Annotated in this window: 11 protein-coding genes and 1 tRNA gene; 2 read left to right on the plus strand and 10 right to left on the minus strand. The window is 41.5% G+C overall.

What is annotated here, in order from left to right:
- On the minus strand, nucleotides 1-188 hold a 188-nt coding region (locus ACKPEB_RS21155), incomplete at its 3' end, for a DUF1800 family protein (protein WP_408966993.1).
- Nucleotides 189-273: 85 nt separating this feature from the next.
- A complete protein-coding gene (locus tag ACKPEB_RS21160) occupies nucleotides 274-1968 on the minus strand; it encodes a CHAT domain-containing protein (protein ID WP_408966994.1) in 1695 nt (564 codons plus the stop codon).
- 314 nt (nucleotides 1969-2282) lie between these two features.
- On the opposite strand from ACKPEB_RS21160, the gene glgX reads away from it, so the two are divergent.
- A complete protein-coding gene (gene glgX / locus ACKPEB_RS21165) occupies nucleotides 2283-4346 on the plus strand; it encodes a glycogen debranching protein GlgX (protein WP_408967014.1) in 2064 nt (687 codons plus the stop codon).
- Between the two features lie 401 nt (nucleotides 4347-4747).
- Here glgX and ACKPEB_RS21170 read toward each other — a convergent pair whose 3' ends face one another.
- The 8 genes from ACKPEB_RS21170 to ACKPEB_RS21205 form a co-directional block, all read right to left on the minus strand.
- Nucleotides 4748-5662: a sensor histidine kinase gene (locus tag ACKPEB_RS21170; RefSeq protein WP_408966995.1), complete on the minus strand. Its 915-nt coding sequence runs from the start codon at nucleotides 5660-5662 to the stop codon at nucleotides 4748-4750.
- A gap of 127 nt (nucleotides 5663-5789) precedes the next feature.
- Entirely contained in the window at nucleotides 5790-6386 is a 597-nt protein-coding gene (locus ACKPEB_RS21175) for an L-threonylcarbamoyladenylate synthase (RefSeq protein ID WP_408966996.1), read from the minus strand.
- 24 nt (nucleotides 6387-6410) lie between these two features.
- Nucleotides 6411-7298 (minus strand): peptide chain release factor N(5)-glutamine methyltransferase, encoded by an 888-nt coding sequence (gene prmC / locus ACKPEB_RS21180; protein ID WP_408967015.1) that lies wholly within the window; start codon nucleotides 7296-7298, stop codon nucleotides 6411-6413.
- Between the two features lie 45 nt (nucleotides 7299-7343).
- On the minus strand, nucleotides 7344-8114 hold the full coding sequence (locus ACKPEB_RS21185; RefSeq protein WP_408966997.1) for a Tic22 family protein: 771 nt from the start codon (nucleotides 8112-8114) through the stop codon (nucleotides 7344-7346).
- Between the two features lie 398 nt (nucleotides 8115-8512).
- Nucleotides 8513-8594, minus strand: a tRNA-Leu gene (locus ACKPEB_RS21190).
- 51 nt (nucleotides 8595-8645) lie between these two features.
- Nucleotides 8646-9773 (minus strand): nicotinate mononucleotide-dependent phosphoribosyltransferase CobT, encoded by a 1128-nt coding sequence (cobT, locus tag ACKPEB_RS21195; protein WP_408967016.1) that lies wholly within the window; start codon nucleotides 9771-9773, stop codon nucleotides 8646-8648.
- Nucleotides 9770-10411 carry a DUF2232 domain-containing protein gene (locus ACKPEB_RS21200; protein ID WP_408966998.1) on the minus strand — a complete coding sequence of 214 codons (642 nt, stop codon included), beginning with the start codon at nucleotides 10409-10411 and terminating at the stop codon, nucleotides 9770-9772. The genes cobT and ACKPEB_RS21200 overlap by 4 nt, the downstream gene beginning before the upstream one ends.
- A 41-nt stretch (nucleotides 10412-10452) precedes the next feature.
- Nucleotides 10453-11160, minus strand: a complete 708-nt coding sequence (locus ACKPEB_RS21205) for a Crp/Fnr family transcriptional regulator (protein ID WP_408966999.1) — start codon at nucleotides 11158-11160, stop codon at nucleotides 10453-10455.
- Between the two features lie 444 nt (nucleotides 11161-11604).
- Between ACKPEB_RS21205 and ACKPEB_RS21210 the strand changes: the two genes are divergently transcribed.
- Entirely contained in the window at nucleotides 11605-14088 is a 2484-nt protein-coding gene (locus ACKPEB_RS21210) for a hypothetical protein (RefSeq protein WP_408967000.1), read from the plus strand.
- Nucleotides 14089-14103: the final 15 nt, after the last annotated feature.

The following is a 14103-nucleotide window of genomic DNA, read 5'->3' on the forward strand; positions in this document are numbered from 1 at the left end:
GGTTGCCAAACTATTGTATTTAAAGGTTTCAATCGTTCGTTTAAATCGACGGGATAGGAAATCGTTTGAGGTTGCAGTTGTGCTTTAATATAAGCATCAATCCCCATCTGTTGTATCTGTTGAATTTGTCCTGGGGTTGCACCGAAACTTAAACGGTTAATGAGATGAAAAATCTTAGGATCGATCATAATCGTTAATCCTCATTTCAACTAGATTCTAAAACCAACGCAAAACTTAAACGCCAATTAATTCGTAATTCCTAATTCGTAATTCTCAAGATTGAGATTCAATCATAAATTCTAACATTTGACCTTGGGAACTGCCAAATTTTAACTGCATTCCTGATATTAAAGTAATTTCTTGATGATGAATTCGTTGCCATCCTTCATGATTACAAACTAACGTTCCATAACGGGAAAAATCCTTTAAAAAATAATTCGGTTGACTTTTCCCATCGGAACTATGACGACAAAAAATTTCAGCGTGTTTAGAAGAAACCCATTGTTCAGAAATAATCACATCATTTCCCTCTCCTCGTCCCACCCGAACTAACCCCGTATCCAGGGGCCAAGCTTGTATCGGGGTATTAACGGCTGGACTCACTAACCGTAACCACGCCCTCGGAATAGTCCCAAACCCGGTTACAGCCGTATTGGGCATTTCCGTCTTAATTTTTTCTAACGGTTGGACTAACACCCCGTCAAATTCCGGGTGCATATACAAAATCGGTAACGTCCAAGCGGGTTGATTGAATTTATATAAAGCTAACAACTGCTGACGAGCGACCGCAACCGCCTGATCAACAGAAAGCCGTTCTCCTAACGCTCTAGCAAAGGCTTGAATAAAGCTTAACGCTTCTGAGTCGGTAATGGAGTCTCGCATTCCCAAGACCGCCGGAACCCCATGATGAATTAAAACTTTTGCTAAACTACTACTCGGAATTGCTTGAAATAACGGATTAGAAGCCTCTGGTAAAGTTTCTACCGCAGGTTGAGCACTCCAACAGGTATTAAACACCGCTAAAATAATCCCACATCGCACTAAAACTTGGGCAAGTTCTGTGCCATTAATCGTTGTATTGGGGCGCAAAAACAATAACCCCCCATCAGGTGCTGGAACTCCATGACCTGCATAAAATAAAATATTATAACGATCAGTTTCTAACTCAGAAATTAACTGTTCAACGGTGGGTTGAATTAACGTTTTCACGCTACAGGAAACATGAGTCTCAATTTGATTTCCTTGAAGATCAATTCCACATTGTTCAAAAGCAGAGCTTAAAGCGATCGCTTCTTCTTCTAATTTTAAATTGAGCAGAAAAGATGCCTGTTGTTCCTCTAACTTCAAGGACTCTGAAGCATTAGACAATCTTCCTGAATTCTGAATTTGATTTTCCCCTAAAACCAATAAAATATTTAATTTTTGAGCAGCCAAACGTTGAGGGAGGGGATTAACATCAAACGTCGTGCGACTAAACCACAGATATTGACTTAAAGAAATCGCAGGTTGACCCGCCTGGGGTTGCATCGTTTCCCAAGGAATAGGGATTAAATCAGCATCTCGTAAATCTAAACGAATTCGTAACGGTAGCTCTTGTCCAATGGCAATACCTTGACTGCGATGTAAACTGGCTTGAATCGGCCCTTGAAATAACCATTGCCAGAGATTAATTCCCAATTGTTGCATTAAACGGGTACTATAGCTTAACTGCCGTCCCGAATCCGAAGTGGCATTTAAGGGTAAATGAGCCGTCCCCCCAGAACACAAACGATTAGGAACGCTATCGGGTGAAAACAGTTCTAGCCAAGCTTGCCAGGTTTGAGATAGGGCGTCTGGCCAGCTACTATCATGGTGAACATATCCATTCCAATCAGGAGATTGTACCACCCAAGTTGCAAAATGATTGGCAACGGGGGTGCTCATGCGGGCGATCGCAATACTTAAACAAGGGGTTTCTGATGACGACATTCAACTTATAACCGGGAACAGGGAAAACTGTTGATCCTTTAGGGTGGATGAGCAATTTATGTTCTAACAGTTCTGGCGACTGCTAATTACTCTGCTTTGTTGCAATAGCCAGGGATTTTCTGCTAGTTTATCGCGTTTTCAGCATTGACGATCAGTTATTTGATCAGTGTAGTCCAATTAACGGTAATCTAGGTTAAACGTCACAAACCAGAAAGCAAAATTTCTGTTCCGTAGAGAATTATTCCATCAGAAATGGGGTTAGACCATTGAACTTAGTAATTGACAATACCGAAAATCAGCAAGGAGTTAAAGGCATGAATTTTAATGTCTTATCCGGGCAAAGTTTCCCCCTGGGAGCCACCGTTTATCCCAAGGGGGTGAATTTTTGCGTTTTTTCTAAAAATTGTCTGGCTATAGAATTATTACTTTTTGATACCCCGGATGCCACTGAACCCACTCATATTATTCCTTTTGATCCTAAACGCAATAAAACCTTTTATTATTGGCATATTTTTGTCCCTGGAATTAAAGCTGGACAAATTTATGGTTATCGAGTCGATGGTTTATTTGAACCCGAATTAGGGTATCGATTTGACCCGGATAAAGTTTTATTAGATCCCTATGCTAAAGCCATTGTTAATACAGAAAATTATAATCGAATTGCCGCTTCAGTTCCAGGGAATAATTGTGCGCAAGCGTTAAAAGGAGTAGTTGTTGATAATAGCACCTATGATTGGGAAGGAGATAAACCTTTAGAATTACCTTACTCTCAAACCATTATTTATGAACTGCACGTCGGCGGTTTTACTCGCAACCCAAACTCAGGAATTGCCCTAGAAAAACGGGGAACCTATGCAGGATTAATTGAAAAAATACCTTATTTAAAAGATTTAGGAATTACTGCCGTTGAGTTATTACCTATTCATCAATTTGATGAACAAGATGCTGTTCCCCCCCGAAATAATTATTGGGGTTATAGTACCCTTTCATTTTTTGCCCCCCACCGACAATATAGTTCTCGTCGAGATGCCTTCGGGCCGATTGATGAATTTCGAGATATGGTCAAGGCATTTCATCAAGCTGGAATTGAAGTCATTTTAGATGTCGTTTATAACCATACGGCTGAGGGAAATGAAGAGGGGCCGACGTTATCATTTCGTGGATTTGATAACAGTATGTATTATATGTTAGATAAAGAGAATCCGGCTTTTTATAGTAATTATAGCGGTTGTGGAAATACGATTAAAGCGAATCATGAAATTTCAGGACAATTAATTATTGATAGTCTGCGCTATTGGGTTTCTGAAATGCACGTGGATGGATTCCGCTTTGATTTAGCCTCGATTTTATCGCGGGATAAAGAAGGAAATCCCATTGATGATGCACCGATTTTATGGATTATTAAATCTGACCCAGTATTAGCGGGAGCGAAATTAATTGTTGAAGCTTGGGATGCGGGAGGATTATATCAAGTTGGGTCATTGGCGGGCGATCGCTTTGGAGAATGGAATGGACAATTTAGAGATGATGTCCGGTGTTTTATTAAAGGAGATGAAAAACAAGTTGAAAAGTTAGCTTATCGCATTATGGGGAGTCCTGATATTTATCCCCATCCTGATCGAGAAGTCCATTGTAGCGTTAATTTTGTCACCTGTCATGATGGTTTTACCTTGAATGATTTAGTTTCATATAATGAAAAACATAATGAAGCGAATGGAGAAGAAAACCGAGACGGTTCTGATTGTAATTTTAGTTGGAATTGTGGTATTGAAGGCCCAACAGATGACTTATATATTCAAGCATTACGCCTGCAACAAATTAAAAACTTTTGGGTAATTTTATTACTGTCTCAAGGCACTCCAATGATGTTAATGGGAGATGAAGTTTGCCGTAGCCAATTCGGAAATAATAACGCCTATTGTCAAGATAATGAATTGGGATGGTTTGATTGGAGTGATGTGGGAAAACATCCTGATATTTTGCGGTTTGTTAAAAGTTTAATTCGCTTTAAAAAAGAATTGCATCTCTTTCAATTAGATGATGTTTTAGAACTCGATGAAGCCAGGGATTTACCCCATATTACGTTGCATGGAGTTCGCATCAACAAACCTGATTTAAGTGACCAGTCTCGCACGATTGCCTTTAGTTTATTCCATCCCGACAAAGGCGAACATCTTCATATTATATTTAATGCCTATTGGGAATCCTTAAACTTTCAATTACCCCCCTTGTCTCAAGGAGAACGTTGGCATCGTCTTGTTGATACTGCTTTAGCTGTTCCCAACGATATTAGTAGTTTAAATGTTGCCCCTCCCATTTCTGGAAAATATTATCATGTTAGCCCTCGTTCTGCCGTTGTTTTAATTGCTCAACCCTAGACATTAAGCTGTTCAAAGCCTAAAGTGTATAGTCCGAAATCGTGGAATTATTGCAGTGCCTTGGCGAAGCCGTGCGTCAGCACTGCGTCCCCGCTCGCTTAAATATAAAATTTAAGTGCGTAACAGCTTATCTGCTCCCGGTGTCAGGGCGAGAAAACCTCGCCCCTACAATTTGATAGTTTAACTCTATAGCAAGTCTAAATCGGTTGTAATAATCTCTATGACTAAAACCCTGACCGTAGGGGCAATTCATGAATTGCCCCTACCACAAATCAAATAGGATTGCTATAGGAGGAAGTTGTTCTCTAAAGATCTGAGTATAATAACCTCTTATTTGAAAAATTGGGAAATCGAGAAGATTTAAGGAAATTTTACGAATATTGAAAAACCGAAATCCTAACTTATTTAACAATAGGAATCGAACATTGAGTCCGATTAAAATTAGACTCTTCTCCCTCTGAAGGAACCGCTAAAACTTCTAAACGTCCATTCATTAAACTTAATAACGTTTGATTCATTAACAGTCGCATTCCTGGGGATAATGTCATTTGATCGCTAGGGGTTTGTTCCTTTTCTAAAGTTGATTTTAATAAATCCCAAGATTCACTCCAAGCACTAATCGGACGTTGATCATCAACCCAAATATGAACAAAACCTGTCTCTGGAGAGGGATTGACAGAAACCTTCACACTCCCTTCACTCATTTGAGCAATTGCAGTATCCACTAAACTCACTAAAACTTGCCTTAATCGAGGTAAATCTGCCAAAACATAAATCTCTTCATCGGGAGGTTCAATTTTTAATCGAATACTCCGATTTGCCGCCTGCATACCAGTTAAATCTTCAACCTCATCCATGACTTTTGCTAACTGAATGGCATGAATATCCATAGTATCTGTGCCATATTCCGTTTTAGCCACAAAAATGATTTGATCCAATAATCTTACCATTTTCAAGGCTGAAGCATGGGCGTGTTGAATAAATTCTCGTTCCTCCTCTGGACTTTCGCATAAATCAGATAAAATCAGTTGTAAGGTTCCGATCATGCTATTGAGCGGCGATCGCAACTCGTGGGATGTCCGAGCCAAAAATCCGGCTTTAAATAAACTCATCTCCGCCGCCATCTGATAAGCAAGTTGAGTTTGTTTTAATTGATGAGAGAGGAGTTGCACCTGTTGTTCATCATCACTTATTTTGGGGGATTCATCCGTCACCAAAGGTTCAGAGGATTTTTTCCCTTTTCCCCCCAAGAACCGAGCGTATACCAACCCTAACCCCAACCCAAAACCTAAATATAAAAATTCGCTCCAACCCATCGGCTTCGTCCCACTCAATCTATAAAGTTAGCACTATCAAAATCATGATAGCTTGAGACATTCATCTCGATAGCCAGCTTCAATGAATTGTATAAACAGATCAATTACAGGGACTATAAATTTTAATTTAAAAACATAACTCAATACATCCTTGTCGTAAGATTTCCCACTGACCATTTCCTTGCCATTTCGCCACCGTTGAAGGAATCGTAGATGCGGTAATCGTTGTATCAAATTCTGAGGAAAACAACGTTAAAACATTAGGAAATTGAGTATTAATTTCCGCCATTGTTAATAAGGGGGGTTGTCCTGATAAATTAGCACTGGTGGTTGCCATCGGGCCAGTACGGGCTAAAATCTGTTGAGCGATCGCACAATTAGGAACCCGGATTCCGATGGTCGAAGGATCAAGCGGGTTCATCGCCACAGACACTTTTGCAGAAGCAGGTAACACCAAGGTTAACGCACCCGGCCAATATTGTTGAGCAATGTTTTGCCAAATTAATAATTCTTCCACCGTCCCCTTAACATAGGGCCATAAAGCGTCCGGTGTCGCTCCCATCAAAATTAAAGGTTTATCTTGACTGCGTTGTTTAGTTTGAAAAATCAACTCGGCTTGATCAGGACGGGCAGCTAAAGCAGGTACAGTATCCGTCGGAAAACTAACGACCTGATTACCCGCAATTGCGGCATCAATTAACTTATCAATAGAAACTTGTACCATTATCAGTTATCAGTTATCAGTTAATTATTTTAAATACGCCATAACAAAACGATCAAACCCTGCCAGGTCAGACATAATTTTAATCCCAGAATAGCCTCCCTGCGCCTGTAACAGTTCTGCAACGGCTTCTCCTTGTCCTGCCATCATTTCTACAATCCAAACCCCTCCAGAACGCAAATAACGGGGGGCTGTTTCGACTAAATAACGAATACAATCTAACCCATCATCCCCGCCATCTAAAGCTAAAGTCGGTTCATGTTGAGCGACTTCCGGTTGTAGGGTCGGAATTAACCCAGAAGGAATGTAAGGAGGGTTAGACACCATTCCCGTGAGTTGTCCTTGTAAACCTTCTAACGGTTGCCACCACGACCCATGATGAAATTGAATCCGGTCAGCGAAACCTGTGGTTTGAGCGTTATATTGAGCGATCGCTAATGCGTCTAAACTGGTATCGACGGCATGAATAGTAGCATGGGGAAAACAATCCGCTAAACCCAAAGCGATCGCACCGCTTCCCGTGCCTAAATCAACCCAAATCCCCTCACTATCTGGATTTTCAACCGCAGATTTAGCTAAATCAATAATTAACTCGGTTTCAGGACGAGGAATCAAAACGGCTGGGGATACCTTTAACGTAAAATGACGCCAATGAGCCACCCCGACCAGATATTGAACGGGGATACGTTCGGTGAGGCGTCGTTGCCAAAGTTGAGTAAATTCTGACCAAGGAACCTGGAGGGAAACGGAAGGTTGCTGTTTGAAGGTTTGTAAACGCAAAGCCAACCGATCTAAATGACTTAACTCTTGGAGAAACCAATCAACTTCATGAATAGAAATCCCAAGGGCGAGACAGTCAGCTTTTGCCTTCTCCAACCATTCCCCCAGTTGCCAACCTGATATTGTTTCCGACATCATTCCAAATTCCTCTGACCCAATTGATTAACGGTTAGGTTGAGTTTAGGGCTGATTTTGTTTTAAATACTCTAAGGTTTCACGAGGAGGAATTAATACAATTCGGTTGAGAAATTGATCATTATCTCGTTTTAAAGCATCCAACAATCCTTCGAGAATCACAACATCAATTTTAACGCTGGAAATTAAATCCGGTTGTTGTGTTTTAAATTGAGTTAACATATTTTGTAAATCTTCTTTATTAAAGAAAATGGGAATTACCTGTTCATTCCCGTTTTGAATGGTGAGATAACCATTATCCGGCCCCCCTTTAGCAATAAACAACGGAACACCGTTCAACTCGTTTACGGATTGTCCATTTTGTTGTAAAACTGACTTGGCAGACTCCACCTGTTTTTGAACCGGAACATAAGCAAATTGAACATTATCTTCCGCACCTTGAGCTTGTTGGCTCATGCGGTAAACTTCACCGAGAGAAACCGTTGTCACTTGGATGGTAGAAGCGAGTTGGGGATCACGAGCTTTTAAGCGATCAACAAATGCGACGGCATCATTGCGACTAATAAATACACCTGCAACAGATGCGTTTTTATTATTGGCTTGGGGGACAGTAGCAACTAAAGGAGCACCCTGAGTGTCGGTAATGGTAAACACCGGAATTGAGCGGAGTTTCTCCATAATTTGGTTTTCAGGGAGTGCATAAGCGGGTTGAGTTCCCACAGGAAGAGAACTAAACCAGCGCAATGGCGGGTTAGGACTGACCCAAATACTGCCGACAATTCCTAATACCGCGCCCAAACGAATAATTGATCTCATTAGGTCTCCGAGTCTGAATTTAATAATTTTTTGATTTGCGATGTTGCTTGTACCACTGAACCCATTCAACCTCAAGGAAAATAAAAGCTCAATGTCACACGAAGGTAGTTTTCCTGGTTGTTAGTTCCTCTGACGATCAGGGAGTTGTTTTTTCTCCCCAAAATTTTGAGTTGCCTGTTCCCTGTAAACGATTAATCCCAAGGTTTAACCCAGGCAAATTAACATTGATCAAACTACCTTAACTTAAATATTGGTTAGTTTACATTATTTTACAAAATATCGAGCCTGTAGAGTGGGATTAAGACAAGGTTAGAAATTGAGATTGACTGTTTTTATGGCTCTGCTAACCCAAAGGGTGCTGGGAAAATCCGATAGTCTACATTGAGAGATTGAAAAAATGCGGACAAAAGGACTTGAACCTTCACTCATTGCTGAACTAGAACCTAAATCTAGCGCGTCTACCAATTCCGCCATGTCCGCGTTGAATTTACGATTGTCTATTGTAGCAGAAAATTCTCAGATTAGACGGGGTTACTGAGAAATTATTTGTTGGCACTGTGTTTCAACCGCTTGGAGTAATTGGGGATTATTCCAGCCTAGGGCTAAATGAGACGCGATCGCAGCCCCTCCGGCGCCGACTCCTTCTTTGACATACCCTTGTTCATAGGCTTGTAGTTGAGGATAACGGGAAGTTGAAAAATTGAGTTGGGTGGCTAATAGGGGAACGGTTCCCACCATTTGAGCTAACCCAACTGTATCCCCGCTAGTATCTTCCGCTACCCAACGAGTTGTTCCCACGACAATATTAGAAGGTTGCCAAGGATAAGTGAATGCGGTGGCAATGCTATCAGCTAAGGCATAGACCGCTAACATTTGAGTTCCTCCAGCCAGTAAGATGCCAACGGTGCGACTGGCTGCTATTGCCATTCCGGCGACGACAATTTGCATGGGATCACCGACGGCGGCAACTAATGTTAAGGGATCGATAGGGGGTTTTTCTAGGTTGGCCATCGTTGATAAGGGCCAAAATCCGGCTTGTTGTAAACCTGTTGTGGCGATCGCTAATTTGGAGTCATGATTACACAGGGGATGGCTACTATTAACTTTCCCCATTGCGGGGATACCCAACCCCAATAATACGGCTAAAGCCGTTGTGGTTCCTGCAACGACACATTCTGATAAAATCACATAACTGTTTTGAGCGTCTGCGGCTAATTGTTCTCCCCAAATTAACCCTTGCTCTAAGAGATGTTTGACCGTTTCTAACGTCATCGCAGAACCCGATGTCAGACACTGGGCGGGGACGCCTCCTAAATCAAGGGTTGGAACCGAAGGAACCACCGTTAACCCGGCATTAAATAAATATAAAGGACATTGCAAGGCTTCCCAAACCGCACGGGTAATTAAGACTGGGGAAGCTCCCGCATCTAAGGGAGGTAAGGGATAGTGGGGATAGGGTTGGACGCCATTGTAGAGAAATTCTGCATCGGCTACGGCAGTATATTGTCGAGTTTCTGGGGTAGCTCCAGCCGCCGAAATCCCTGGAATTAAAGCGGTTGCGGTAAATCCCAACACGCAAGCCAATACAGGCGAACAGCCTTGATAACGGTGTAACCACTGATTGCCTTGCTCAAATTGGGTATAAACTCGAACGGTCATTCGTAATCCAATAAAACTTGTACCCATTTGGGCGGACGTGGAATCGGGCTATTGAGGCGATCTAATAACAGTAAAGCTACTAAATGAACCACAAATAAATACACAAAACTATTAATAAAAATCATTAAAACTGCGATCGCTTGGACGAACATTAAACTGGGTTGAGCCAAAATCCCCAACTTAATAAAAATCCATTCCGCGAGGGAGGTAATTTGAACCGTTCCATAGGCCCATAAATCTCGTCCCAGTAAAATTGACAGTAACCAATATTTAAAGAAAAAACCAATCGCAACAATTACAGATCCAGTGGTAATCGACATCCACCAGGGTTTACCTCGTTTCCACATTCCTCCTAACACCACACCCAACCAACCATAGGGAACCAAAAACACAATGCTGCGAGTCGGCCCCATTAATACCGATAATAATAAAAATGAAGCCACAGCCCCCATCACAGAGGCTCGTTTTCCCCAACGTAAATAAAGTAACGCCATCGGTAAGGAGAAAAACAGCCGCAGCACTGGCCCCATCGGGAAATAATAATTAACAAACCAAATTAAACTGGCTGCACTGGCTAAAAAAGCAGTTTCAACCAGGATTAAGGCGTTGTGATGGTTGGGAGATACTTGGTGGCTCATGGGTTGACGTTTCTGACGACTGAGATCCGAATCAAGTTGTCTTAAACCAGCATCCGTTCTAGGGCGTGGACATCGGGAATTCTTAAAATATCTCGTTCTCGATAAATTAAACCTTTCTTCTCCAGTTTACTGAGAACGCGAGTCACTGTTTCCCGCGCCAGTCCGCTTAAACCACTTAGCTCCCGATGGGGAAGGTTAGGAATTTGGGTTCCTTGCTCAGAGGTTTTTCCTTGACCCTCTGCCAAAAATAATAAAATATCAGCAACCCGTGAGGTACTATCGGATTCACGTAATCGCAGACGTCGATTCACTTGACGTAAACGCCGTCCCATTAATTGAGCCAGTCGCATTCCAGCGCGAGGTTCTGTTGTAATTAACTCCACGAAATCGCCTGCTGGCATATTCCCAATCAATGTGGGGGCTAATGTGATCACATCCGTAGAGCGGGGCACTTCATCTAAAGCCGCCATTTCTCCAAATAGCTCACCCTTGCCTAAAATATTCAGTGTGACTTCTTTGCCATCCAAATTATAGGTACGAATTTTGACCCACCCATCCAAAATAAAATAAACGGAACTGCCCCAGTCATTTTCTAACAAAATAACTTGGTTAGCGGGATGGTTTCGACCCACAATATGAGATGTTGCTTTATCAGCCGCATCTGGGGGCAAGCCTTGAAAGAAAGGCGTTGAGCGGATCATTTTGTGGATGTCCGATTGATTATCACGGGAGAAATACCGATCTTCCATGAGGCTATCATACTATTTATAAATTCGGGTTTAGTAGTTGCTAATCAAGAGAGTGGGTTTTTAGTGGATTGTGAGAAAGGTGAATTTGTGTTTTGAGTTTCAATCCCCCTAAAATTCTCCCTAGCATATTCACTAAGATTCCGTCTCTGTTAATTCCCACAGGAATCATAAAGGACTGGGCAACTTTCTATTTTAGAGCGATTTGGACGCAAAAAAGCTAAACGGGTTGAGTTTTTAACCGCCTTGTGCCTTCGCCTTGATCTTCCAATCCACCCAAAATCCTAAATGGGATTACTTGAGTGCTTCAGCAAGCGTAACATATTATGTAGATAACAACTGCTTTAATCTAGGGAATCCTGAAGATCAAGCGATTGTGGAGTCAGGACGAGCAGAATACATCGACCTGTCCTATGCTGTCAGAATGATTATTGAGAGGGTTCAACCTTGAACGTTCAGAAGGATCAAATCCAGGCACTCATCGCCGAAATTGACGAGGTTCTAAGCCAACCCAACTTGCGTTTACCTTGGGTTGTCTTTGGGGAAACCGTTACACGCTCCCGTCAAGTCCTAGAGCGTGTCCGAAAGTATTTGGTCTTTCTTCAGCAACAGGTAGATGAAGGGGCATTCCTGTCGCCGATGGAGACGAATCAACCGACAACACCCGGAATGCGAGAACCTCTGTGGCAAGCTATCCGTCGGGAAATGATTTATTTGCGGAACCATTTAACTCAACCGCTTCAAGAGGAAGTGGAACGGCTACGGCTAGAACAACGCAATTTAATTCAAGAAATTCAACTCTTAGAAGCTCGAAAAGCGCAAACGAACGCACCGATTCAGTCTCAATCCTATCAACAGCAACTCAGTCGTGAATTTTTGCAGGAGTTCATGACTCGATTACAGGATAGTTTGATTCATAATGTGACTGAAACGCTCAACCATATTGAAACCCGTTTTTTAGATTCGATTTTATTAACGAATGCCAACTCCCTGCCGGCTCTTCCGGCGACTCCTTCGGAAGATTCTCGAACGACTGTATCCAGTTTGACTCCGGCTCAACGCTTAGAACAAATGCGACAATTGCAAGCGCAATCGGATCATTTGTTGATGACGTTAGATTCGAGTTTGAGTGTGATTTTTGAAGCGTTACAACGGAATTTGCAAACCTATTCTGATTCCCTTTCCCAAAGTTTGGAACGAATGCACAGTTTGGGAAAACAAGGGGAAGTGATGTTTACAACCTTGGTGAATCAACTGGCTCAACAAGTAGGTCAAGAAACATCTTCTTATTTACAGTCTTCGTTACAATTAACTGAATCTGAAGCCTCAATCAATGAGGAACCGCAAACTTTAAAACCGACCATTTCTCCTCCGGTTTCCCCAGAGCAAGATTTATCTTTAACGGTTGAGGAATTTTTACCTTATGCTGGGGCAGAAATGCCTAAAAAACCTGCGGAGGTTGTTAGTTCTTCACCGGAGATGGAGAAACAAGTAGAACCCCTGGAAACAATTCAACGCTTCTCTGCTGTTGAGAAGGAATCTCCAATTTTGGGTGAGGATGAGTTGGAGCTAACAGAGCCGGAACCTAGCTTTTCTTTAAATTGGGAGGAGCCGTTATCATTCGCTGTCAGTTCTGATGTTGATGCAGAATTTCAAGCTTTATTTGAGGAGTCTGAGCCGGAAAAAATGCCGATTTCTGCTGTTGTTGAACCTGAAGAAATTGATTTATTCGCAACTGAAGTTATATCTTTTGATGAAAAACAAATGCTGATTTCTGTTGGGAAAGAACCTGAAGAAATTGATTTATTGGATGAAGAATTGATCGCTGTTGAAGAGTTGGATGAAGAGGATGCGTCTGAGGATGTGGATACTGTTTTCTTAGATGAAGAAACGCCTACGCAGGATCAAGAATTTGAGGGGATTATTGAAGAATTAGACAACAATTTAGATATAGAGAATTTATTCGGGGATGCAGAAACAATAACAGAACCAATAGAACAGGAAGAGATTGTGTTAGAATCTCCTAATGAAGCGGTTGATTTTTTCAACTTAAATTCTCTAGATTTGTTTGATGAATCTAATTCAGAATCCTCCTTAGACTCTCAATTACCTTTAACCGAAAATTCGAGTCAAGTTTCTGTATCCCTGGAGTCTGAGGATTTATTATCAGAAGTGATTGTTGCTGCATCTCCGGTTACTGAGGAAATTAATCCGTTTGAAGAAACTTTAGCAGATTTAAGCGATATTTTTGAAGAACCGAACTTTGAGGATGATTCTCCCCAGAATTTGGGGATCGTGTCGGCTCGAACCCAAGAAATGTTAACTGGAATTCCAAGTCAGGACAAATCAACTTCCAGTCAGGATGAACCGCAAACCATTAGTTTAGAAGGAGATGAATATATTCAAGCTTCTCCTGATGAAAATTTACTTCCCATATCCTTAGAGGAAGATAACGATCAAATTGATTCTCGTTTATTAATTGGTCGTAATACTTTGGAGTTTTTAGAAGCGGATTTATTTAATTTAGAACAAATCGAATCAACACCATCAACAACGAGTTTACCTGCTAAAAGTTCTCCTCAAAAATCATCGAATCCTCAATCTCCAGTTAGTGTTCAACACCCCCCCCTAGAAACACGATCAAAACCTACTGTATCTGAAGAAGTGATTACCTTTGAGGATTTATTTAGAGATATTGGTATGGAACCGGGTTCAGCACAATCAGTGGCTTCTTTGAATGTTGAACCTTTAAATCAAAAGTCATCGGCGGAGACAGATAATTTGTCATCTTTACAAAGTTTTTCGGATTTGACTTTAGATGATGTGTTCAATAGCCTAAATCTAGCTGAGGAAAAACCTTTGCGCTGGAATTCTGAACCGGAGGAAAATTTCCTGAGTCTGGAAGCATTAAGTCAAGAGTTTCATCAGTAATCAGGAATTAGAAAT

The sequence above is a fragment of the Planktothrix sp. genome (genome assembly GCF_046067725.1).
In the GTDB taxonomy this organism is placed as follows: Bacteria; Cyanobacteriota; Cyanobacteriia; order Cyanobacteriales; family Microcoleaceae; genus Planktothrix.

Excerpts from the sequence above, each read along its gene's own strand:
- ACKPEB_RS21160 (WP_408966994.1), bottom strand. The coding sequence starts at position 1,968 with ATGTCGTCATCAGAAACCCCTTGTTTAAGTATTGCGATCGCCCGCATG.
- glgX (WP_408967014.1), top strand. The coding sequence starts at position 2,283 with ATGAATTTTAATGTCTTATCCGGGCAAAGTTTCCCCCTGGGAGCCACC.
- ACKPEB_RS21170 (WP_408966995.1), bottom strand. The coding sequence starts at position 5,662 with ATGGGTTGGAGCGAATTTTTATATTTAGGTTTTGGGTTGGGGTTAGGG.
- ACKPEB_RS21175 (WP_408966996.1), bottom strand. The coding sequence starts at position 6,386 with ATGGTACAAGTTTCTATTGATAAGTTAATTGATGCCGCAATTGCGGGT.
- prmC (WP_408967015.1), bottom strand. The coding sequence starts at position 7,298 with ATGTCGGAAACAATATCAGGTTGGCAACTGGGGGAATGGTTGGAGAAG.
- ACKPEB_RS21185 (WP_408966997.1), bottom strand. The coding sequence starts at position 8,114 with ATGAGATCAATTATTCGTTTGGGCGCGGTATTAGGAATTGTCGGCAGT.
- cobT (WP_408967016.1), bottom strand. The coding sequence starts at position 9,773 with ATGACCGTTCGAGTTTATACCCAATTTGAGCAAGGCAATCAGTGGTTA.
- ACKPEB_RS21200 (WP_408966998.1), bottom strand. The coding sequence starts at position 10,411 with ATGAGCCACCAAGTATCTCCCAACCATCACAACGCCTTAATCCTGGTT.
- ACKPEB_RS21205 (WP_408966999.1), bottom strand. The coding sequence starts at position 11,160 with ATGGAAGATCGGTATTTCTCCCGTGATAATCAATCGGACATCCACAAA.